This window comes from Microbacterium oxydans (genome assembly GCF_900095745.1).
Lineage (GTDB): Bacteria > Actinomycetota > Actinomycetes > Actinomycetales > Microbacteriaceae > Microbacterium > Microbacterium oxydans_B.
Genome location: NZ_FMIR01000015.1, coordinates 331,798 through 354,055, shown reverse-complemented (window position 1 = coordinate 354,055; position 22,258 = coordinate 331,798). Strand labels below are relative to the sequence as shown.

The window sequence follows — 22,258 nt, the reverse complement described above, 5'->3', positions numbered from 1 at the left end:
CTTTTGCAAGGTCAATGATGAGCGGAGAACTCCCATGCACACGAAGCAGCACATGCGCCGGCGCGCCCTGATCGCCGGTGCCCTGACCACAGCCACTGTCGTCGCCCTCACCGGATGCGGTGCAGGCGGCGGCGACGCCGACGGCCCGACCGAGATCACGTTCTCGTACCTCTGGGGCGGTGAAGAGGCGAAGGCGCTCGAAGAGATCATCGCCGACTTCAACGGCAGCCAGGACGAGATCGTGGTCAAGGGCGTCTCCAGCCCCGACACCCAGAAGCAGCTGACCTCGATGTCGTCATCGAACGGATCGTTCGACATCTCCGACAACTTCGGCAACACGGTCGGCGCCTGGGCCTCGAAGGGCATCCTCGCCCCGCTGGACGACGCGATCGCGGCCGAGGGCATCGAGATCGACGACTTCATCCCCAGTGCCATGGAGCAGATGACGTACGACGGCAAGATCTACTCGCTGCCGATCGCCACCCACAGCTTCCAGCTGCTCTACAACACGCAGCTGCTGGAGGAAGCCGGCGTCACGCCGCCGACCACCATGGACGAGCTCGCGGCCGCGATCGAGAAGCTCACCGTCGTCGACGGCTCCGGCAAGATCACGCAGCTCGGTCTCGGCTCGGCCAACGACAGCACGACCCTGACCACCCTCGGCTACGCGTTCGGCGGCAGCTGGGACGGCGAAGACGGTCCGACCCCGGCCGAAGACGGCAACCTCGAGGCCCTGCAGTGGTACCAGGACAACGTGATCGAGCCGGTCGGCGCCCAGGCTATGGCGACCTTCGTCTCCGGTCAGGGAGAGTACCTCTCGGCGCAGGACCCGTTCTTCAGCGGCAAGGTCGCGATGATCATCGACGGTGAATGGCGTTCGGCCTCGGCCGCCAAGATCGCCCCGGACTTCGAGTGGGGCGTCACCGCGATCCCGGCCGCCTCGCCCGAGCTCGAGAACAGCACGCAGGTCACCGCCAGCACGCTCTTCATCCCCGCGAACTCGAAGCACAAGGAGGAGGCGGCCACGTTCCTCGCCTACCTCGTCAGCGAGGAGCCGATGGAGAAGTTCGCCGTCGCGCTCGGCAACCTGCCCGGACGCACGTCGCTCGCCGGCAGTGCCGCCTTCGACAGCCTCCAGGACTTCGGCGTGTGGGCCGACGCGGCATCCTCCCCGAACGCGAAGGCGCTCGCGAGCCTTCCGTACAGCGCCGAGTACGCCACCGACCTCGCCACCGCCTTCGATGAGGTCGTCCGTCTCACGGCGACTCCCGAAGAGGCGATCGCGACGGTCGAGGAGCGCATGGCCAACTACTCCACGAAGTGATCGAGGCTCCGTGACCACTGCAACAGCGCGCCGGGTCCGGCAGGAGAATGCTCCTGCCGGGCCCGGCGGGCGCGCCCCGCGGCGGCGTCGCACCCGCCGGTCGACCCTGATCGGCCTCGCGTTCGCGTCGCCGTTCATCGTCGGGTTCCTGTTCCTCTTCGCCTACCCGATCGCCGCGTCCGCGTACTACAGCTTCACCGACTTCAACCTGTTCCAGTCCCCGGAGTGGGTGGGGCTGGCGAACTACGTGCAGATGTTCAACGACGGCGTCTTCTGGAAGTCGCTCGCGAACACCGCCGTCCTCACGGTCTTCGGGGTTCCGCTCGCGATCGGCATCGCCCTCGCGGGTGCCCACCTGCTGAACACCCCGGTGCGGGGCCAGCCGCTCTACCGCGCGCTCGTCTACCTGCCCTCGATCGTGCCCGTCGTCGTCGGCGGCTACCTGTGGCGCTGGCTGCTCAACGCCCAGTACGGCTTCGTGAACTACTTCCTGTCCTGGTTCGGCATCGAGGGACCGGCCTGGCTGCAGGAGCCCGAGTGGACCAAGCCCGCCATCATCCTGATGTCGCTGTGGACCGTCGGCGGCACCATGATCATCTACCTCGCCGCTCTCCAGGAGGTGCCGAAGGAGCTGTACGAGGCGGCCGAACTGGATGGCGCGGGCATGTGGCGCCGGTTCACCAGCGTGACCTGGCCGACCGTCTCGCCGGTGACCCTGTTCCAGGTGATCGTGAGCATCATCGGATTCCTGCAGATCTTCACGCAGCCGTACATCCTCTCCCAGGAGCGACTGAACCAGGCCGGCTCCGGGCCGGGGCAGTCGATGCTGTCGTACGCGATGTACCTGTATCAGAACGCGTTCGTGTTCCTGAAGATGGGCTACGCGTCGGCCATGGCCTGGACCCTGTTCATCATCACGCTGGTCGTGAGCCTGATAGTGCTCGCGACCTCGAGGAAGTGGGTGCACGATGGCACACGCTGACGTCGCCGTCATCCGCAAGCGTCCCCGGCGGGTGCGCCGGACGATGCGCCGTGTCCGGCAGCAGGTCTCGGTCGCGCTGCTCGCGCTGCTGTTCCTGTTCCCGCTGCTCGTGATGCTGTCGACCGCGTTCAAGACGCCGGGCGACGTGTTCTCCTCGCCGCCCTCGCTGCTGCCGACCGACTGGACGCTGGACAACTTCGCCGAGGCGTTCGAGCAGATCCCGGTGTGGCGCTATCTCGGGAACACCCTGTTCGTGTCGGGGATGAGCATCCTCGGCACGGTCATCTCGTGCCCGCTCGTGGCGTATGCGCTGGCCAAGGTGCGCTGGCGTGGTTCCCGCCCACTGCTCATCCTGGTGCTGGCCACCATGATGCTCCCGCCGCAGGTCACCCTCATCCCGCTGTTCCTGGTGTGGAACGGGTTGGAGGCGACCAACACCTACCTGCCTCTGATCGTCCCCGCGTTCCTCGGCACGCCGTTCTTCATCTTCATGATCCGGCAGTTCCTGCTCGCGGTGCCGGACGAGCTGATCGAGGCCGCCCGCCTGGATGGCGCCTCCGAGTTCCGCACCTACGCGACGATCGTGCTGCCGTTGGCGCGGCCCGCCATCGTGACGGCGGCGATCTTCCAGTTCGTGTGGGCGTGGACCGATTTCCTCAACCCGCTCATCTATCTGAACGACGAGTCCACCTATACGCTTTCGATCGGTCTGTACGCCTTCTTCGGTGAGAACGACGTGGCCTGGGGTCCGCTGATGGCCGCCTGCGTCATGTTCACCCTTCCGGCCGTGGTGATCTTCCTCATCGGTCAGAAGTTCTTCATCGGCGGCGCCAGCGCAGGAGCTCTCAAATGATCCACGACCCCCTCGAACTCATCACCGGCCGTCTGATCGCCTCGGTGCAGGCGCAGTCGGGAAGCCCGGTGCGCGACACGGAGGTGATCGCCGCGCTCGCCGAATCCGCGTTGCTCGGAGGCGCCAGCGGCCTGCGCCTGAACGGTCCCGACGACATCCGCCGGCTGCGGTCGGCGACGGATGCGCCGATCATCGGCCTGCACAAGGTGCACAACGGGGTCCGCAACGTGATCACCCCCGACGTCGCGCTGGCGCTCGGCCTCGCGGAGGCGGGAGCCGACATCATCGCGGTGGACGCCACCGTCGAGCAGCTCGGCGACAGGTTCGACCTGCTGCGCGAGATCGCGGCGGCGACCGGGCGTCCGGTGATGGCCGACGTCTCCACCCTCGACGAGGGGCTGCGCGCCCGGGAGGCCGGAGCGGCCGTGGTCGGCACGACCCTCTCGGGATACACGCCGCACTCGGTGCGTGGCGAGGGTCCGGATCTGCAGCTGGTCGCGGACCTCGTCGCCGCCGGCATCCCCACCATCGCCGAGGGGCGGTACCAGACACCCGAGCAGGTCCGTCAGGCGTTCGATGCCGGTGCGCTCGCCGTGGTGGTCGGCGGAGCGATCACCGACCCGATCGCGATCACCCGGCGCTTCGTCGCGGTGACGCCGGCGGTGCGGAGCCCGGCATGATCATCGGCATCGACATCGGCGGCACGAAGATCGCGGTCGCGGGCTTCGCGCGCGACGGTGACCGGCTCGTACGGGCGACCGAGGTGCGCACCCTCGCGACACCGTCTCGCGCGGGTGGTCCGGCCATCGTGCAGGTGGTGGCGGATGCCGTGCGCGAGGTGCGCGGTGGCGCGTTGGTGGAGGCGGTCGGAGTCGGCACCGCGGGTGTGGTCGGGCCCGACGGCACGATCACCTCGGCCACGGATGCGATCGCCGGATGGGTCAGATTTCCCCTGCGGAGTGCCCTCGCGGATGCGGTCGGCGCCCCGGTCGCCGTGGTCAACGACGTGCACGCCGCCGCGGTGGCCGAAGCCGAGCGGGGCGCCGGAGCGGGCGCGGACGCGATGCTGATGGTCGCGGTCGGCACCGGGATCGGGGGCGCCGTCGTTCTCGCGGACGGACTGCGCCGCGGCGTCACCGGCACGGCGGGCTCGATCGGGCACATGGAGATCTCGCTGCCCCCGAACCTCGCCGAGCGGCGTTGCCCCTGTGGTGGCGTCGGCCACGTGGAGGCCGTGGCCTCCGGTCCGGGTCTGGAGCGGACTTACCTCGAGGAGACCGGGGTGCGCCTTCCGCTGCGCGAGGTGCATGCGGCGGCTCTGCGCGGAGACGCGCGGGCGGAAGGGGTGATCCGCGACGGTGCCCGCTACCTCGGGCGCGCTCTCGCGAGCGCCAACGCGGCCCTCGATGTCGAGGTGATCGTCGTCGGCGGCGGGGTCGCCGAGATCGGCGAGACCTATCTGGCCGCGGTGCGGCGGGCCTATCGCGCGGCGGCGATGGCGGGGCCAGCGGCGGCTCGTGTGGTCCCGGCGGAGCTCGGAGTCGATGCGGCTCTCACCGGTGCCGCGCTCCTCGGGGCGCGCCTGGTCGAGGGCTCGGACTGAATCAGGAGCGCCGCCCTCCCTCCGGAAACTCCCACCCCATCCTCAGGATGAACGATATATCGTTAAGTATCGTTCACCCCAGCAGGAGGTCATCATGAACAACGCATTCCCCTCCAACCCGTTCGGCGGCAACAGCGGCTCCGGGAACAACGGCGGCCCCGGCGGGCTCTTCGGCGGCGCCGGCTTCGGCACGGGCCCCGGCGGTCCGGCATCCGCGATCTTCGAGGCGATGGACCAGCTCCGCAAGTCGTTCGAGCCCCGCCCGTCCGGCGGCTCGCGCATGGCCCGCGGCGATGTGCGCACCGCCGTGCTCTCCCTGCTCGCCGAGAAGCCGATGCACGGCTACCAGATCATCAACGAGATCGCCGAGCGCAGCGGTGGCACCTGGAAGCCGAGTGCGGGCTCCGTGTACCCGACCCTGCAGCTGCTCGCCGATGAAGGACTCATCGAGGCCGAGGAGCAGAACGGCCGCAAGACCTACTCGCTCACCGAGGCCGGCCGCGCCGTCGCCGACGAGAGTTCCGAGACTCCGGCTCCGTGGGAGTCGTCCGGCAAGGACGGCCACCGCGACAGCGCCCGCTTCAGTGCGCTGCCCAAGGCGGGCGTCGACCTCGCCGCCGCCGCAGCGCAGGTCGGTCGCAGCGGTTCGCCCGAGCAGGTGCAGCAGACCATCGAGATCCTCGACGAAGCCCGCCGTAGGCTGTACTCGATCCTCGCGCAGGACTGACCGCGCAGTGCGGCATCGGGTGAGGGCCTGCGAGAGGACCACGCGATGACGGATGCCGCGGCACAGGGCGCCCACCGCGCCAGGTACCGCCGCATCGTGTCGTTCGCGGGCCGGGAGTTCCTAAAGATCTGGTGGTTCGAGCTGGTGCTCCCGCGCCTCGGCATGAGCCGGGTCGCCGAGCGCACACGAGGGCAGCGGATGCAGACGTTCGCGCGTCGCTTCCATGTGCTCGCGGTCGAACTCGGCGGTCTCATGATCAAGGTCGGACAGTTCATGTCGTCGCGCCTCGACGTGCTGCCGCCCGAGATCACGAAAGAGCTCGAGGGGCTGCAGGACGAGGTTCCGGCGGTGCCCACCGCGGCCATCCGCGCGCTCGCCGAGGCCGAACTCGGCATCCCGCTCGAGCGCGCCTACGCGTGGTTCGACGACACTCCGGTCGCGGCGGCATCCCTCGGCCAGGTGCACCGGGCCCGGCTCTCGGCACTCGACGCGGCCGACACCGGACTCGGCCACGTCGTCGTCAAGGTGCAGCGGCCGGGCATCGACGGCATCGTCGCGGTCGACCTCGCCGCGCTCCGCCGGGTCGCCCGCTGGCTGACCCGCGTGCGCCTCGTCGCCGACCGGGTCGATGCGCCCGCACTCGTCGAGGAGTTCGCCGCGACCAGCCTCGAGGAGATCGACTACCTGCACGAAGCCGCGAGCGCCGAGCGGTTCCGCGAGAACTTCGCCGACGACCCCCGCGTGGCCGCGCCCGAGATCGTCTGGGAGCGGTCGACCCGTCGGGTGCTCACCCTCTCCGATGTCACCGCGATCAAGATCAATGACACGGATGCGCTGTGCGCCGCCGGCATCGACCCGTCCGAGGTCGCCGCGGTGTTCGCCGAGGTCATGTTCGACCAGGTGTTCACGCACAGCTTCGTGCACGCCGACCCGCACCCCGGCAACATCTTCGTGACGCCGGTCCCCGCGGGCGCAGGCGAGTCGGGGCGGAACTTCCAGCTCACGTTCATCGACTTCGGGATGATGGCCGAGGTTCCCGACAGCCTCCGCGACGGGCTGCGCACACTCCTGATCGCGGTCGCCGGGCGCGACAGCCGCGGTCTCGTCGCGGCCGCGCAGGAGATCGGCGTGCTGTTGCCGTCGGCCGACACCAACGAGCTCGAACGTGCTCTGAGCGCGCTGTTCGCCCGCTTCGGCGGCATGGGCTTCGCCGAGCTCAGCAAGGTCGATCCGCGGGAGTTCCGCGACTTCGCCGAGGAGTTCGGCGACATGGTGCGCTCGCTCCCGCTGCAGCTGCCCGAGAACATGCTGCTGCTCATCCGCGCGGTCTCGCTGACGTCGGGCATGTGCAGCGGGCTCGACCCGGCGTTCAACGTGTGGGATGCCGCCGAGCCCTACGCCGGCCGACTGCTGCGCGACGAGAGCGGCAACATCGTGCAGGCCTTCGCGGGCCAGGCGATGGACACGATGGCGACGACCTGGCGTCTGCCCGGCCGCATCGACCGGATCATCACCCGCATCGACGACGGCAACGTGTCGTTCGACACCTCGCGGCTCGAACGCCGCCTCGATCGGCTCGAGGGCATCGCGCGCCGCATCGCCTCGGGAGTGCTGTTCGCGGCACTGCTCGTCGGCGGTGCCCTGCTCGTCCCCACGCTGCCTCCGCTGGGCATCACCCTGATCTGCGTCTCGGCTCTGCCGCTGCTGCACTCCGTGTTCGCCGGCGTCGGTCGCCGCGGCCCGAGGTAGCCGGGGCACGCGATCGGTATATCGCGTGACAGGATGGTGTGCCATGGAGACCCCTGACGAGAAGCCGCCCGCACGCTCCGCAGGAAGCACCCCGCCGCGCCCCCGCACGGATGCCGTCGGCACGGGCGTGAACCGCCTCCCGGCCAAGGCCACCGAGGCCGCGAAGAAGATCGTCCGCGACATCGCGGCCGTCCCTCCGCGCAGCGTGCATCCGGCCCTCGTGCCCGGCGTCTCGGTCGAGGAGACCGGCCGCACCTACCGCACCGACGCACTCGTGTTCGGCGTCGCGGTGGCGCTCACAGTCGCCTTCATCGCGTGGGGCGTCTTCGCCGGTGACAACCTCTCTGGCACGACATCGGCCGTGCTCGCCTGGGTGGTGGAGTACTTCGGGTTCTTCTTCACGACCATCGCCACGATCATCCTGGTGTTCATGCTGTTCGTCGGCTTCAGCCGCTACGGTCGCATCCCCCTCGGGCGCGACGACGAAGAGCCCGAGTACTCGATGTTCTCGTGGATCTCGATGCTGTTCGCCGCCGGCATGGGCATCGGCCTGGTGTTCTGGGGTGCGGCCGAGCCGCTCACCTTCTTCGAGAGCCCGCCGCCCGGCACGGTCGAGGCGAGCACCCTCGACGCCATGCACACGGCGCAGACGCAGGTGCTCTACCACTGGGGCCCGCAGGCGTGGGCGTTCTACGCGCTCGTCGGTGGTGCGATCGCCTACGGCGCCTACCGCCGCGGCCGCACCCCGCTGATCTCGTCGATCTTCGCCCCGCTGCTGGGCGAGGGCCGCACGGCCGGACCCCTCGGCCGCACGATCGACATCTTCTCGATCATCGTCACGCTCTTCGGAACCGCAGCATCCCTCGGCCTCGGTGCCCTGCAGATCGGGCACGGCGTCGAGATCGTCAGCGGCGCCGGTCCGCTCGGCAACGGCATCCTCATCGCGGTCATCGCGGTGCTCACCGCGTGCTTCATCGCGTCGGCGGTCTCGGGCGTCTCCAAGGGCATCCGGGCGCTGTCGAACATCAACGCCGTCGTCGCGCTGCTGCTGGCGTTCTTCGTGTTCTTCGTCGGGCCGACGCTGCTCATCCTCAACGTGATCCCCTCGGTCGCCGTGCAGTTCATCGGCGACCTGCCGCAGATGATCGGCCGGTCGGCATCGCAGGGCGAGGCCGCGCAGACGTTCCTGTCGAGCTGGACCATCTTCTACTGGGCGTGGTGGATCTCGTGGTCGCCGTTCGTCGGCATGTTCATCGCGAAGATCTCGCGCGGCCGGAGCCTCCGCCAGTTCGTGTCGGTCGTCATCGTGGTGCCCTCGGTCATCTCGCTCATCTGGTTCGCGATCTTCGGTACCACGGCCATCCAGCAGCAGATGGACGGCGCGAACCTCGCCGTCGATCCGCCGGAGGAAGTGCTGTTCGGCGTGCTCGAGAACCTGCCGTTCCCGCTGATCACGAGCATCGTGCTCATCCTGCTGATCGCGATCTTCTTCGTCACCGGCGCGGATTCCGCGTCGCTCGTGATGGGCACCCTCTCGCAGCAGGGCCGCCCCGAGCCGGCGCGCTGGGTCGCGGTCGTCTGGGGTGTCCTGGTCGGCGTGATCGCCGCCGTGCTGCTCGTCACCGGCGAGGAGGGGAGCGGGCTGAAGTCGCTGCAGAACGTGACGATCATCGCGGCGCTGCCGTTCGCGATCATCATGGGGTTCATGATGATCGCGTTCATGAAGGATCTACGGCGCGATCCGCTGATCCTGCGCGACCGCTACGCCCGAGCCGCGGTGCGCCACAGCGTGATGGCGGGGCTCGAGGAGTACGGCGACGACTTCGCGCTCGTGCCCGTCGAGTACGACCACTCCGAGGACGACCTCGCCTGGATCGATGAGTCGACCGTCGACGAGACGCTGGCCGAGGTCTACGAGGCGGCCACCGAGGCGATCGACATCATCCCGCCGGCCGAGGTGGATGCCGTGGTCGACGCGGCGCTCGACGGTTCGGTAGCGCCGGATGCGGCTGGGGCGGATGCGGAGCGACCGCGGGAGGCGTGATTCCCGGCGTCAGGCGCTCTCGGCCGCAGCGGTGATCCGCGAGGCCATGCTGGCGAAGATCAGCCCGTGGAAGGGCAGCACCGCGAGCCAGTACAGCCGACCGCTGAGCCCGCGCGGGAAGAAGATCGCCCGCTGCTCGTAGCGGGCGCCGGCGGCGTCGGGGAGCGCACGCAGCTCGAGCCAGGCCTCGCCGGGCACCTTCATCTCGGCACGGAGGCGCAGCAGCCCACCGCTCGCCGCCGACGACTCGGTCGCCGCGCCTGGTTCCTCGACGGCTTCGACGCGCCAGAAGTCGATCGCGTCGCCCACGCGGGCGATCGTCTGGCTGCGGCGACCCCGGCGCAGGCCCACCCCGCCGACCACGCGGTCCATCAACCCGCGCACCGCCCAGAGGAATCGTGACGAGTACCAGCCGTTCGTCCCGCCGATGCCCAGCACCACCGACCACAGCCGGTCGACGGATGCCGAGGTGACGAGCGTGCGCGCGTCGGTGAAGACCGTGCGACCCGCCCAGTCCGGGTCGCTCGGCAGCGGATCGCTGGGAGCGCCCGAGACCTCGGAATCCTGCCAGCTCGTCTCGATCGCGTCGGCGTCGACCCGGCCGAGAGCGAGGTCGACGGCTCGTCGATACGGCGTCAGGCCGCCCTCCGGCTGCGGGATCAACGCGTCGACCGCGTGGTCCTTCATGATGCACTCGTTCTGCAGCGACGCCACGAGCGGGCGGGCGATCGAGCGGGGAACCGGCGTCACGAGGTTGACCCAGTGCGAGGCGAGACCGGGAGTCAGCACGGGCAGCGCGGCGATCGCACGCTGGGGCAGACCGGCCTCGACCGCGTAGCCGTTCATCATCTGTCCGTAGCGCAGCACGTCGGGGCCGCCGATGTCGACCGCGCGGTTCACGTCGGCGTCGACCCGGGCGGCGCCGAGCAGGTAGTGCAGCACGTCGCGCACGGCGATCGGCTGGATGCGGTTGCGCACCCACTTCGGCGCCGGCATGTACGGCAGCACGTCGGTGAGGTGACGGATCATCTCGAACGACGCCGACCCCGACCCGATCACGACCCCCGCCTGCAGCACGAGCGTCGGCACGCCGGACTGCAGGAAGATCTCGCCGACACGCACGCGGGAGCGCAGATGGGGCGACAGCTTCACGTCGTCCGGATGCAGTCCGCCGAGGTAGACGATGCGCCGCACACCCGCGTGGGCCGCGGCCTCGGCCACCGTCGTCGCCGCGCGCTCGTCGCTCTCCTCGAACCCCTTGCCGGCGGTCATCGAGTGGATCAGGTAGTACACGACGTCGACGTCGTCCATGGCTGCGGCGACAGCATCCGCGTCGTCGGCCGACCCTTCGACGATCTCGCAGTCGGGACCCCAGGGGAAGGATGCCGCGCGCGCGGCGTCGCGTGCCAGCACCCGCACGCGATATCCGGCGTTGAGCAGCCGCGGGGTGAGTCGCCCACCGACGTATCCGGTCGCGCCGAGCACGAGCGCGCGCGGCGCCGATCCGTCGTCGCGGGGGAGGGCGCGCAGCGCCTCTTCGTCGCCGGTGGGCTGGGTGAGTGGGGCCATGGGTCGAGCGTACGACGGGAAGGGGGTGGTGGGTACGGGGTTGTGGCGATGAGCCGGTGCGGATAAGGAGCGCGCGCCGGACCGTTACGATCGTAGGCATGGCTTCAATCGAATCGATTCGACGAACGGCTCCGGACCGGGCGTCCCGGCGCGCCCGCATCGCCGTCTCCGCCCTGTTCCTGACCAACGGGGCGCTGTTCGCGAACATCCTGCCGCGCTACCCGGAGATCAAGGCGGGACTCGGACTCGACAACCTCGGCTACGGCTTCGCGATCGCCGCTTTCCCCGCGGGGGCCATCGCCGCCGGGCTCCTGGCCGCCGTGCTGATCCGCCGGTTCGGCTCGGCGCGCATCGCCGTGATCGGCACCGTGCTCACCAGCCTCGGCCTGCTCTCCGCCGCACTCGCCCCCTCGGGCGTGCTGTTCGCCGTCGCGCTGTTCCTCGGCGGAGCATCCGACGCCATCACGGATGTGGCGCAGAACGCCCACGGCCTCCGCGTGCAGCGGCGCTACGGGCGCTCGATCATCAACGGCTTCCACGCGATCTGGTCGATCGGCGCGGTGATCGGTGGGGCGATGGCCGCGGTCGCGATCGCCCTGCAGTTGCCGCTGGGCGTGCACCTCGGCATCTCGACCGCCGTGTTCGCTACCGTCGCCCTCGTGGCCCTGCGGTTCTGCCTCCCCGGCCGTGACGACGAGACCGAGACGGATGCCGCCGCCGCCCCGGCCGAGGTGACGGGGGCGCTGCGTCGCCACGTGACCCCGCGCACCGTGATCGCGATCATCGCGCTCACCCTCATCGCGATGGCCGGCGCCGTCGCCGAGGATGCCGGAAACTCGTGGGCGACCCTGTACCTCGCCGACTCGCTCGGGGCTGCGGGGGCGATCGCTCCGCTCGGCTTCATCGCCCTGGTCGGCGCGCAGTTCATCGGCCGGATGCTCGGCGACCCGCTCACCGACCGGTTCGGGCAGCGCTGGGTCGCACGGGTCGGCGGCATCATCGCGGCGGTGGGCATGACGCTCGCGCTCGCCTTCCCGACCGTGCCGGGCACGATCCTCGGCTTCGCGGCCGTCGGCTTCGGCATCGCGACGCTCATCCCCGCCGCGATGCACGCCGCCGACGAGCTGCCGGGGCTGCGGCCGGGCGTCGGACTCACGGTCGTGTCGTGGCTGCTGCGCCTCGGGTTCCTGCTGTCGCCCCCCTTCGTGGGGTACATCGCCGAGACCGAGAGCCTGCGCGCCGGGCTGCTCGTCGCCCCGGTCGCCGCCCTCGTCGCCGTGCTGCTCGCCGGATTCCTGGAGAAGCGCCGCCCGCGGGGGTAGTGCCACCACAGTTACTGCAACTCAGGGGTTGCGCAACCGGAACCCGTGTGCAACTCTGGAGTTGCAGTTGGTCGACCGGGCCAGCGCGAGACTCCGAAAGGATCCATCATGGTGAACATGACCCACAACGAGGCATCCGTCGTCGACGAGGAGACCTTCTCCGTTCGGCGCAGCATCCAGATCGCGGCCCCCGTCGAGAAGGTGTGGCGAGCCGTGGCTGAACCCGAGCACGTCTCCCGCTGGTTCGGGCGCACCGTGCTCGACGGCGCCGGCGTCGGCGCGACCGGCACGATGACGTTCCCCGACTACGACGTGATCCCGCTGCGGGTCGAGGAGTACGACGAGCCGCGGCGCATCACGTACCGCTGGAACAACGACGACGCCCTCGGGAAGCTCCCCGACAGCATCGACGAGGCGACCTCGACCGTCTTCACCTTCACGCTCGAGGAGGCTGACGGTGGCACCCGCCTGACGGTCGTCGAGAGCGGCTTCGAGCGCACGTCCGACCCGCGCGCCAACCTCGAGTCGCACCGCACGGGCTGGGACCTGGAGCTCGACAAGATGGTCGCCCTGGTGGAAGGCGAAGCGTGACCACAGGAACCCTGCTGCCCATGTTCGCGGCGCTCGCGGACGAGACGCGCTGGAGCATCCTGACGGCTCTCGGCGAGGGGGATGCGTCGGCATCCGCCCTCGCCAGGCGCCTTCCGGTGTCTCGACAGGCGATCGCGAAGCACCTCGCCGTGCTGCAGGAGGTCGGCCTGGTCGAACCCGTGCGCGTCGGTCGCGAGGTTCGCTTCCGCGTCGTCGGCGCCGAGCTCTCCGCCACCGCCGCGAAGCTCGACGTGATCGGCCGTGAGTGGGACCGCCGCCTCGCCGCGATCAAGGAGATCGCGGAAGGACTGTAGCCGTCACTCCGCTTCGGGCCCCGCCTGGTCGCGGATCACGTGGCGCAGCTCCTCGTCGAGGTCGGATGCCTCTTCGATCGCAGCCGTCATCCCGGCGAGGAACCGGGTGACGACGGCCCGCTCCTGGTCGGAGAGCTCGTCGACGAGCGTGAGCATGCGGTGGTGCATCGCCCCCAGCGTGGCGCGCACCTCTTCATCGCTGCTGACGGTCGGGACGACGACCCCTGCCCGGCGGTCGGTGGGGTGCGCCTCACGGCGGACATGACCGCCCTTCTCGAGGCGGTCGATGAGCGTCGTGGTCGATGCGGTCGAGATGTTGAGCATCCGGGCGATGTCGATCGCGCGCACGATCCTGCCGGCCCGCTGCTCCCGCAGGAGGAATCGCAGGGCCATGAGGTCGGTCTCGTTCATGCCCATGGAGATGCGGGTGCGCTCACGCATCGCGGTCTCCGCTGCGCGGTAGCGGCGCAGCATGTTCAGCACGTCGATGGTGCTCGTGCTCTCGCCGTCGGGGTACCAGTATCCGGAGCGGGCGTGGTCCTGAGGTTCGGCCATCACGCCACCCCCTCTCCGTCGTCGAGGGTGCGTGCCGTGCTGAGTTCGAGCATCTCGATCGCGCCGGTCGCCACCTCGGCGGGGACGACGAGGAGGAAGCCGCCGGTGATGGCGTCGTTCTCGGCCTCGATGATGCGCGCGATGCGATCCCGGGCGACGGTGGGGAACTGCGCGTGGAGGTGATCGAGCAGGTCGGCGAAGCCGATGTACCGCTCGTCCGTGAGGTCTATGGGCTCGACCATGACGTCCCTTCTCGTCGTGATTCCATCCTCTCATCGCCGGAAGCCCCTGATGGTCGACCGATTTCGCTAGACGAACCGGTAATCAGGCGATCGAGGTAACATGGGCCGCCAGGGGAAGGCGAGGGTGTGATGGGGGCGAAGCTGGAGATCGCGACGCGGGAACTCGCGCGCGAAGTCGAGGCTCTGCGCCGCGTCGACGCCAGGCTCGGACGCCGTCTCGCGGCCGAGCGTCAGCCCAATGAGACCGACCGTGCTGCCATGGGCTTCATCGCGGATGCGCCCCTTGACCGGCCGGTCACGCCCGGCGATCTCGCCCAGCATCTGGGGGTGAGCACCGCAGCGGTCACCGCCTTGATCCGCCGGCTCACCGCACGCGGGCACATCGTCGTCTCCGTGCACCCGGATGACGCACGGTCGAAGATCCTCCGCCCGTCGTTGCGCGACCTGCACTCGCCCGCAGACGAGATCTCCCGGCGGGTCGCCGACATCGAGAGCGAATTCACGCCGGAGCAGCTCTCCGTGATCTCCCGGTTCCTCCGTCGCCTCACGGAGGAGATCTCCGAGCTCGCAGAGTCGTCCCGGAGCTAGCTTCGGCTCCTCGCCCCGCGCCGCCTCCGTCGGTGACGGTCTGTGGCGATCGATGACGGTCGGAGAGGCCCCCGATACGTCGGTTACCATTTAGCTAGTTAAACTAGTAATCTAATTGATGAAGATATTTCTCGAGGGGGTGCCATGGGTCAGCTCAGCTACGCCGGTGATTCGCAGATCGTGGAGGTGGACGATCGGGTGCTCGCGCACCTGAGGCTCGTCACCGTCACCAAGCTGCGCCGCGGCGAGTCGTTTCCGCTCACGCTGCGCACGGCGGGTGCGGCCACCGAGACGCTGTGGATGCACGCGTCGATCCCGGTGCGCTTCACGCTCGATGAGGACGTCGAGCTCGAGCGGCCGATGCTGGTCAAGATGATGGCCGCGGCGAGCACGGCCGGGGGGCTGGACCTCACAGACATCGACTTCGCGCCGCTGTGGTCCGCGCTCCCGACCATGCACGCGGTCGCCTGACTGCAGACTCGCCTCCCTCGCCGGCGCATCCTGGGCAAAGCGGTGCGGCCCGCGGGCGGGAGGTGCACAGCGACGTTTCGGGGGGTACGTCGCTGTGGATGGCATCCGGTCACCGGGAATCGGGTCCCGGGACCGGATGCCATTCGATCAGAGGGCGGTGTATCCGCCGTCGACCAGGTGGTAGCTGCCGGTGACGAAGCTCGCGGCGTCGCTGGCGAGGAACACGATGAGGTTCGCGACCTCGTCGGCCTGGCCCAGGCGTCCGATCGGGTGCTTCGACACGAGGAAGTCCTTCGCCTCGTCACCCATGTTCGCCAGCAGCGGGGTGTCGATGAAGCCGGGGCCCACCGAGTTCACGCGCACACCCTGCGCGGAGTACTCGAGCGCGGCGGACTTGGTCATGCCGACGACCGCGTGCTTCGCGGCGACGTACGCGGGGGAACCGGCGAAGCCGACGCTGCCGAGGATCGACGCGATGTTCACGACCGACCCGCCGCCGTTCGTGAGGATCGACGGGATCTGCGCCTTCATGTTGCGGAACACCGCGTTGAGGTTGATGGCGATGACCTTGTCCCAGGCCTCGTCCTCGTACTCCGCGGTGGGGGCGGATGCGCCACCGATGCCGGCGTTGTTGACGCCGATGCGCAGCGGGGCGAGGGAGTTCGCGAGCTCGATGGAGGAGGCGATCCACGCCGCATCCGTCGCGTCGCCGATCGAGGCCTCGGCGATGCCGCCGGCCGCGCGGATCTCTTCGACGACCGCGTTCGCGTGCTCGGCGTTCAGGTCGTTGACCACGACCGATGCGCCGTTCTTCGCCAGCAGGAGAGCGGTCGAGCGTCCGATTCCGCTGCCTGCTCCCGTCACGATCGCCGAGCGGTTCGAGACGTCGTACTGAGCCACGAGGGACTCCACTTCCGGGCGGGCACGGGGCCGGGAGATCTTCTCGGACGGTCCGTCCTTCTCTCCAGCCTACGCCTGAATATCGGTGATGGATTCACGTGAATGAATCGGGGAGCGGGGTGCGAGGGCGCGGATCAGGATGCGGATCAGGTCACGGAACCGTCACGAAATCCGCGGTTTTCCGGGCTCGGATGACAGAACATGTGACGGAAACGACCGATCGTGCGTTCCGCTCTCGCCCGATGAGCCGCCCGTAGAACGATCGATTCAGCACAACCGTCCCGACTGTGCGATCACCGGCATGCCCGGCGGCTTCGCAGTGCGACGGTCACGGCTACGGCCCCAGAGGCGGGGCCAGCATCCTCGCGCACGGCGCGTGCGGATGTCTGTCGATGACGAAAGGAACGGCCAATGAAGGCCATGCCAAAGAAGGGGATCGCGCTGGTCACGGGCTTCGGCCTCGCGCTGACCCTCGCCGGATGCACGTCCGGATCCGAAGAACCAGCAGCGTACACGTCGCGCGATGCGACGGACGGCACCACGGACTTCGTGGTCATCGAGAACCCCCACGGCGGCGCCACGCTGTCGTACTCCGCAGACAGCTCGATCGAGATCCTCGAGGTGGAGGAGAACGGCTCGACCTACGCGTTCAAGGACCTGAACGGCAATGACAAGCTGGACACGTTCGAGGACTGGCGCGTCAAGCCGGCCGAGCGCGCCGCCGCCTACGCCGAGACGCTCACCGCCGAGCAGATCTCGGGCCTCATGCTCTTCAGCTCGCACGAGCGGTCGCCGGGTGACGGTCTGACCGACGCGCAGAAGACCTACCTCTCCGAGGACAACCTGCGCAACGTGCTCAACGCCGGTGGCTCGGATGTCGAGGAGAACGTGACCTGGGTCAACGCGATCCAGGCCCACGTCGAGAGCCTCGCCACCCCCGAGCTCCCCTACATCCCGGCGAACTTCTCGTCCGACCCCCGCTCCGAGGCGCAGTCCAACTCGACCTACACCGAGACCGGATCCGGCGTCTCGCTCTGGCCGTCGGTCCTGGGCCTCGCGTCGACCTTCTCGGCCGAGACCATGGAGGAGTTCGGCCGCGTGGTCTCCTCGGAGTACCGCGCGCTGGGCATCTCGAACGCCCTCAGCCCGCAGATCGACCTCGCCACCGAGCCGCGCTGGCTGCGCGTCTCGGGCACCCTCGGCGAGGACTCGGAGCTCGCGAAGGAGCTGGCCGCGGCCTACGTCACGGGCTTCCAGAGCACCTACGACGAAGACGGCGAGAACATCGGATGGGGCACCGACTCCGTGCCGACCACCATCAAGCACGCACCGGGTGACGGCGCGGGCGAGGGCGGCCGTGAGTCGCACACCGCGGTGGGCAAGTACGAGGTCTTCCCCGGCGACAACCTCGAAGAGCACGCCTCCGTGTTCGCCGCGGCGTCGGACTCGCTCGGCATGATGACGAACTACTCGATCATGCTCGACGGCGAGGGCAACCCGCTGCTCGGCGACGAGGCCGTCGGCACGGCGTACAACGCCGAGGCGCTGAAGATGATCCGCGACGAGGTCGGCTTCACCGGTGCGATCGTCACCGACTGGGGCGTCATGACCGGCGCGAACGACCCCGACGCGTTCATCGCCACCGCGTGGGGTGCCGAGGACATGGACCCGGTCGAGCGCTACTTCACGGTGCTCCAGAACGGCGTCGACATGTTCGGCGGTGTCAACGACGCCACCTTCCTCCTCCAGGCGTACGACCTCTGGAACGAGCGGTTCGAGGCCGGCGAGGTCGACCAGGATGCCGACGCCCGCTGGGCGGAGTCCGGTGCCCGCATCCTCACCGCCTACTTCGCGCCCGGACTGTTCGACAGCCCGTTCGTCGACCTCGAGAAGTCCGAGAAGACGGTCGGCAGCAAGGCCAACGTCGAGGCCGGCTTCGACGCCCAGCTCGACTCGGTCGTGATGCTGAAGAACGACGGCACCGTGGCGGAGGACGCCGACTGGTCGGACAAGACCGTGTACATCCCGCACACGTTCGACGTGGGCAGCCCCGGTCTCTTCGGCCCGCCGGAGTACACCGAGGGCGCGACGCTGAGCATCGAAGCGGCCGAGGGCATCTTCGGCAAGGTCGTCACCGACACCGTCGAGCTCGACGCCGACGGCAAGGTCATCTCCATGACCGCGCCCGACCTGAGCGACGTGGATGCCGTGTTCGTGGGCCTGCGCTCGCCGAACAACGGCAACAACTTCTCGGCCGCCGGCCACGACGCCGAATCGGGCGAGTGGTACCCCTTCTCGCTGCAGTGGGCGCCGTACACGGCCGACGGTGACAACGTGCGCAAGACCTCGATCAGCGGCGACGTGCTCGCCGACGGATCGAAGGAGAACCGTTCGTACTTCGGCAACACCTCGCGCATCTCGAACGCCGCCGACATCGACGCGTTCAACCGTGCGGTCGCCGCGGTCGAGGCGAGCGGTGCCGACATCCCCGTCGTCACCGTCGTCAAGGCCAACAACCCCGTCGTCCCGGCGGAGTTCGAGGAGAAGTCGAACGTCGTCCTCGTCGGATTCGGCGTGAGCGACGAGGCGACCCTGACGGTCGCGGCCGGTGAGCACGAGCCCCAGGGCCGTCTGCCGATCGGCTTCCCGCTCGACATGGACGCGGTCGAAGGACAGCTCGAAGACGTGCCGGAAGACATGGACACCTATGTCGACGCCGAGGGCAACGACTGGAAGTTCGGCTTCGGCTTGAACTACTCGGGCGTGATCAAGAAGTAGGCGGAGATCGCCACAGGCATGGCCGGCGCCTGATCACGCCGGCCATGCCGTCGATGCAGAACCCGACGGGGCGCCCCGTCGGACAGGAAAGGGAGCAGAAATGAACAGCACCAAGCTGCGCGCGGGAGTCCTCGCGGCGGTCATCCTCGCCACCGGCACCTTCGGCCTGGCCGGGTGCGCGGGCGACGCGGGCACCACGACGGGTGGCTCGAACAGCTCGAACAGCGAGAGCAGCGAGAGCGGCTCGAAGTCCGAGACCGCCGATGTCGCGACCGACCTCGAGACCGCCCGTCAGGCGATCGTCGACGCGCTCGCCGAGAACCCGGATTGGAAGCAGGTCATGCTCGCCGGTGACGTCAAGCAGCCGACGCAGAAGTACGGCCTCCTGGTGATGCCGTTCGTCAAGAGCGAGGCCGCGAAGCGCGTGACCGGCACGGTCGACATCGCCGACGGCAAGTACGTCATCGAGGCGGAGTCCGCCGAGACGGGTGAGACTTGGCAGATCGACCAGGACGGCAACATCACTCAGGCCTCGGAGTGACGGAGCGGCCGCCGACCCGTACGCCTGCGGGCATCACCGGCGTCGGCGGCCCTCCCTCCGCAACCCGTAATCGCAGTACTGAAGGAGAACCGAAGTGAACGCCCGAACGGCCAAGGACAAGGCGAGCGCGATGCCGATGTCCAACAAGAAGTACCTGTGGATCTGGGTACCCCTGCTCGCGCTCGTGACCGTCGTGGTCGTGGTCGCCAACGTCGCCATGAACGTGGCGACCGGATGGATCGCCTCGCAGCTCGGTTCGGGCACCTACACGTTCACGAACTCCGAAGAGTCCGCTGACTGGGACACCGAGTACTACGAGGCCGACTACCCCAACCTCGAAGCGGTGGATGCCGCAGCCCTCGGACTCGTCGAAGAGATCGGTGCCGGCGGCATCGTCCTCGCGAAGAACGACGGCGCAGCTCTCCCGCTCGCCTCCGGCGCGCAGCTCACCATGCTGGGCCGTGCCGCGGCCGACCCCGTGTACGGCGGCTCCGGTTCCGGCTCGGTCGACACCAACTCCGCCGTCACGGCGCGCATGGGTCTCGAGAACGCCGGCTTCGCCGTCAACGACCCCGCCTACGCGGCCATCGAGGCCTACGCGGCCGAGAACCCGCGCGGCTACATCGAGATGGATCGCCCCGACATCTCGACCTACAACATCGGCGAGATGCCGATCGCGGGTTACCAGGAGCAGGCCTCGACGTTCGCCCAGTTCGGCGACGCGGCCGTCGTCTTCATCGGACGCCCCGGCGGCGAGGGCGGCGACCTCACGCAGGACATGACCGACTGGGACGACAACGCCCAGCCCGGCCAGCACCAGCTCGAGCTCAACAAGGACGAGCGCGACCTGCTCGACCTCGCCAAGCAGAGCTTCGAGAAGGTCGTCGTCGTCATCAACGCCTCGACCACGCTCGAGCTCGGCGACCTGCAGAACGACCAGGGCGTCGACGCGATCCTCCTCGCCGGCTCGCCCGGATCGACCGCGTTCAACGCGCTCGGGCGCATCCTGAACGGCGAGGTCAACCCCTCCGGTCGCACGGTCGACCTGTGGGCTGCCGACTTCACCGCCGACCCGACCTTCGTCAACTTCGGCAACTTCCTCTACGACAACGTCGCCCCGAACTACCCGGTGCCGGTCACCGAGAGCGCGACGTCGAACGCGACCGTCACCGACGAGGCGCCGTTCGTGAACTACGCCGAGGGCATCTACGTCGGCTACCGCTATTACGAGACCGCGGCGGTCGAGGGCTTCATCGACTACGACGCCGCCGTCGTCTACCCCTTCGGACACGGCCTCAGCTACACGGACTTCTCCTGGGCGGTGTCGAACACCGAGCTCGGCGAGGTCGACGGCACCATCGCGGTCACGGTCGACGTGACCAACACGGGTGCGGTCGCGGGACGCGATGTGGTGCAGCTGTACTACTCGGCCCCGTACACGCCCGGTGGCGTCGAGAAGTCGGCCGTCGTGCTCGGCGGCTTCGCCAAGACCGGTGACATCGCGCCCGGCGCGACGGAGTCGGTGACGATCGAGCTCGCCGTCGAGGACATGGCCTCGTACGACTACCTCGACGAGAAGGCCTACGTCCTGGATGCGGGCGACTACGTCCTCAGCGTCCGCGAGGACTCGCACACGGTCGCCGCCGGCACCCAGCCGATCGCGTACACCGTGAGCGAAGACGTCGTCTACACCGGTGACGACCACCGCGCATCCGACCTCGAGGCCGTCACGAACCAGTTCGACGACGTGTCGGCGCAGTTCACGACCACCGGTGAGGCCGGCAAGATCCCGGTGATGTCCCGCGCGGACTTCGCCGGCACCTTCCCGACGGCTCCGACCGGCGACATGCTGGTCGCCGACGACGCGGTCGCCGACGGCTTCGCGGTCTGGGACCACGAGGGTGCGGCCGAAGCCTTCGAGGGCGACATGCCCACGACCGGCGCCGGCAGCGATCTCTCGCTGATCGACATGCGCGGCCTCGCCAAGGACGACCCGAAGTGGGACGAGCTGCTCGACTCGCTGAGCGTGAACGACATGACGGCGATGCTCCTCAACGGCGCGTACCAGACGGCCGCGATCGGCTCGATCGGCAAGCCGCAGACGCTGGAGCCGGACGGACCCGCCGGGTTCTCGTCGTTCATCAACTCGGCCATCAACGGCACCGCCTACCCGTCGGAGGTGCTCATCGCGCAGACGTGGGATGTCGACCTCGGCACGGCCATGGGCGTCATGCTCGGCAACGAGGCGCTGTTCAAGGACATCAACGGCTGGTACGCACCGGCGGTCAACCTGCACCGCTCGCCGTTCGCGGGCCGCAACTTCGAGTACTACTCGGAAGACCCGCTGCTGTCCGGTCAGATGCTCACCGCCGTCGCGAACGGCGTCGGCACCAAGGGCGTCTACACGACGATCAAGCACTACGCGATGAACGAGCAGGAGACGAACCGCGTCAACAACGGCATCGCGACCTGGGCCACCGAGCAGGCGATCCGCGAGGTCTACCTCAAGCCGTTCGAGATCGGGATCAAGAACATCTCGATGGACGTGAAGTACCTCTCGGATCACGAGGGCACCGTGTCGGAGACCACGATCGGTGCAGCCGGCATCATGAGCTCGTTCAACCGCATCGGCGCCACGTGGGCCGGCGGCTCGGTCGCGCTCATGGACACGGTGTTGCGCGGCGAGTGGGGGTTCGAGGGCTTCGCCATCACGGACTTCAACCTGTACCCGTACATGAACCCCAACGAGGGCATCCATGCCGGGTCCGACCTGATGCTGACCTTCCAGCCGTCGAAGTCGTTCAACGACGCCAGCTCCGCCAAGGCGGTCGCCGACATCCGTGACTCGACGCACAACATCCTGTTCACCGTCGCGAACTCCAACGCGATGGACGGACTGGCGCCGGGCGCGACGGTCGCCTACACCCCGCCCGCCTGGGTGGTGTGGCAGATCGTCATCTCGTCGGTGCTCGGACTGCTGATCCTCGCCGGTGTGGTGATGGTGATCCTCCGCGTGCGGCGGCACAACGCGCGCACCACGGTCACCGTTCGCTAGACCGTGATCGCCGGGGCGGGCGTGTGCTCGCCCGCCCCGGCGATGCCCTG

At 68.9% G+C, this 22,258-nt stretch carries 20 protein-coding genes; 16 read left to right on the top strand and 4 right to left on the bottom strand.

The window, feature by feature from the left end:
- Nucleotides 1-34 precede the first annotated feature (34 nt).
- The 8 genes from BQ2383_RS09710 (at nt 35) to BQ2383_RS09675 (ending at nt 9,282) form a co-directional block, all read left to right on the top strand.
- A complete protein-coding gene (locus tag BQ2383_RS09710; protein ID WP_029264013.1) occupies nt 35-1,324 on the top strand; it encodes an ABC transporter substrate-binding protein in 1,290 nt (429 codons plus the stop codon).
- Between the two features lie 10 nt (nt 1,325-1,334).
- A complete protein-coding gene (locus BQ2383_RS09705; protein ID WP_231481774.1) occupies nt 1,335-2,306 on the top strand; it encodes a carbohydrate ABC transporter permease in 972 nt (323 codons plus the stop codon).
- Nucleotides 2,293-3,159, top strand: coding sequence for a carbohydrate ABC transporter permease (locus BQ2383_RS09700; protein ID WP_091033053.1), 867 nt, complete (start codon nt 2,293-2,295; stop codon nt 3,157-3,159). Before BQ2383_RS09705 ends, BQ2383_RS09700 begins: the two co-directional genes overlap by 14 nt.
- Complete coding sequence (locus tag BQ2383_RS09695) at nt 3,156-3,839, top strand: N-acetylmannosamine-6-phosphate 2-epimerase (protein WP_091033050.1); 684 nt, start codon at nt 3,156-3,158, stop codon at nt 3,837-3,839. The genes BQ2383_RS09700 and BQ2383_RS09695 overlap by 4 nt, the downstream gene beginning before the upstream one ends.
- Entirely contained in the window at nt 3,836-4,762 is a 927-nt protein-coding gene (locus BQ2383_RS09690; RefSeq protein ID WP_091033047.1) for an ROK family protein, read from the top strand. The genes BQ2383_RS09695 and BQ2383_RS09690 overlap by 4 nt, the downstream gene beginning before the upstream one ends.
- A gap of 94 nt (nt 4,763-4,856) precedes the next feature.
- On the top strand, nt 4,857-5,489 hold the full coding sequence (locus BQ2383_RS09685; RefSeq protein WP_091033044.1) for a PadR family transcriptional regulator: 633 nt from the start codon (nt 4,857-4,859) through the stop codon (nt 5,487-5,489).
- Between the two features lie 45 nt (nt 5,490-5,534).
- Complete coding sequence (locus BQ2383_RS09680; protein WP_091033041.1) at nt 5,535-7,238, top strand: ABC1 kinase family protein; 1,704 nt, start codon at nt 5,535-5,537, stop codon at nt 7,236-7,238.
- A gap of 43 nt (nt 7,239-7,281) precedes the next feature.
- A complete protein-coding gene (locus BQ2383_RS09675; protein ID WP_091033039.1) occupies nt 7,282-9,282 on the top strand; it encodes a BCCT family transporter in 2,001 nt (666 codons plus the stop codon).
- 9 nt (nt 9,283-9,291) lie between these two features.
- On the opposite strand, the gene BQ2383_RS09670 is transcribed toward BQ2383_RS09675, so the two are convergent.
- Nucleotides 9,292-10,851, bottom strand: coding sequence for an SDR family oxidoreductase (locus BQ2383_RS09670; RefSeq protein ID WP_091033037.1), 1,560 nt, complete (start codon nt 10,849-10,851; stop codon nt 9,292-9,294).
- Nucleotides 10,852-10,949: 98 nt separating this feature from the next.
- Between BQ2383_RS09670 and BQ2383_RS09665 the strand changes: the two genes are divergently transcribed.
- The 3 genes from BQ2383_RS09665 (at nt 10,950) to BQ2383_RS09655 (ending at nt 13,078) form a co-directional block, all read left to right on the top strand.
- Nucleotides 10,950-12,173 carry an MFS transporter gene (locus tag BQ2383_RS09665; RefSeq protein WP_091033034.1) on the top strand — a complete coding sequence of 408 codons (1,224 nt, stop codon included), beginning with the start codon at nt 10,950-10,952 and terminating at the stop codon, nt 12,171-12,173.
- Between the two features lie 108 nt (nt 12,174-12,281).
- Nucleotides 12,282-12,764, top strand: a complete 483-nt coding sequence (locus BQ2383_RS09660) for an SRPBCC domain-containing protein (protein ID WP_091033031.1) — start codon at nt 12,282-12,284, stop codon at nt 12,762-12,764.
- Nucleotides 12,761-13,078 (top strand): ArsR/SmtB family transcription factor, encoded by a 318-nt coding sequence (locus tag BQ2383_RS09655; protein ID WP_244175971.1) that lies wholly within the window; start codon nt 12,761-12,763, stop codon nt 13,076-13,078. The genes BQ2383_RS09660 and BQ2383_RS09655 overlap by 4 nt, the downstream gene beginning before the upstream one ends.
- A 3-nt stretch (nt 13,079-13,081) precedes the next feature.
- Here the strand turns inward: BQ2383_RS09655 and BQ2383_RS09650 are convergent, their stop codons facing one another.
- The gene (locus BQ2383_RS09650) at nt 13,082-13,633 is read right to left on the bottom strand and encodes a MarR family winged helix-turn-helix transcriptional regulator (protein ID WP_091033029.1); all 552 of its coding nucleotides are present in this window, start codon (nt 13,631-13,633) and stop codon (nt 13,082-13,084) included.
- Nucleotides 13,633-13,875, bottom strand: a complete 243-nt coding sequence (locus BQ2383_RS09645) for a hypothetical protein (RefSeq protein ID WP_091033026.1) — start codon at nt 13,873-13,875, stop codon at nt 13,633-13,635. The genes BQ2383_RS09650 and BQ2383_RS09645 overlap by 1 nt, the downstream gene beginning before the upstream one ends.
- A 129-nt stretch (nt 13,876-14,004) precedes the next feature.
- On the opposite strand from BQ2383_RS09645, the gene BQ2383_RS09640 reads away from it, so the two are divergent.
- Both BQ2383_RS09640 and BQ2383_RS09635 read left to right on the top strand, forming a co-directional pair.
- Complete coding sequence (locus tag BQ2383_RS09640) at nt 14,005-14,463, top strand: MarR family winged helix-turn-helix transcriptional regulator (RefSeq protein ID WP_029264027.1); 459 nt, start codon at nt 14,005-14,007, stop codon at nt 14,461-14,463.
- Nucleotides 14,464-14,607: 144 nt separating this feature from the next.
- On the top strand, nt 14,608-14,934 hold the full coding sequence (locus BQ2383_RS09635; protein ID WP_029264028.1) for a hypothetical protein: 327 nt from the start codon (nt 14,608-14,610) through the stop codon (nt 14,932-14,934).
- Between the two features lie 147 nt (nt 14,935-15,081).
- Here BQ2383_RS09635 and BQ2383_RS09630 read toward each other — a convergent pair whose 3' ends face one another.
- Nucleotides 15,082-15,834: an SDR family NAD(P)-dependent oxidoreductase gene (locus BQ2383_RS09630; protein ID WP_091033305.1), complete on the bottom strand. Its 753-nt coding sequence runs from the start codon at nt 15,832-15,834 to the stop codon at nt 15,082-15,084.
- Nucleotides 15,835-16,245: 411 nt separating this feature from the next.
- Between BQ2383_RS09630 and BQ2383_RS09625 the strand changes: the two genes are divergently transcribed.
- The 3 genes from BQ2383_RS09625 to BQ2383_RS09615 all read left to right on the top strand — a co-directional run bounded on the left by BQ2383_RS09625 (nt 16,246) and on the right by BQ2383_RS09615 (nt 22,208).
- Nucleotides 16,246-18,612: a glycoside hydrolase family 3 N-terminal domain-containing protein gene (locus BQ2383_RS09625; protein WP_091033024.1), complete on the top strand. Its 2,367-nt coding sequence runs from the start codon at nt 16,246-16,248 to the stop codon at nt 18,610-18,612.
- 100 nt (nt 18,613-18,712) lie between these two features.
- Nucleotides 18,713-19,153: a hypothetical protein gene (locus BQ2383_RS09620; protein ID WP_091033020.1), complete on the top strand. Its 441-nt coding sequence runs from the start codon at nt 18,713-18,715 to the stop codon at nt 19,151-19,153.
- A 94-nt stretch (nt 19,154-19,247) separates the two neighbouring features.
- Nucleotides 19,248-22,208, top strand: a complete 2,961-nt coding sequence (locus BQ2383_RS09615; protein ID WP_244175970.1) for a glycoside hydrolase family 3 protein — start codon at nt 19,248-19,250, stop codon at nt 22,206-22,208.
- Nucleotides 22,209-22,258: the final 50 nt, after the last annotated feature.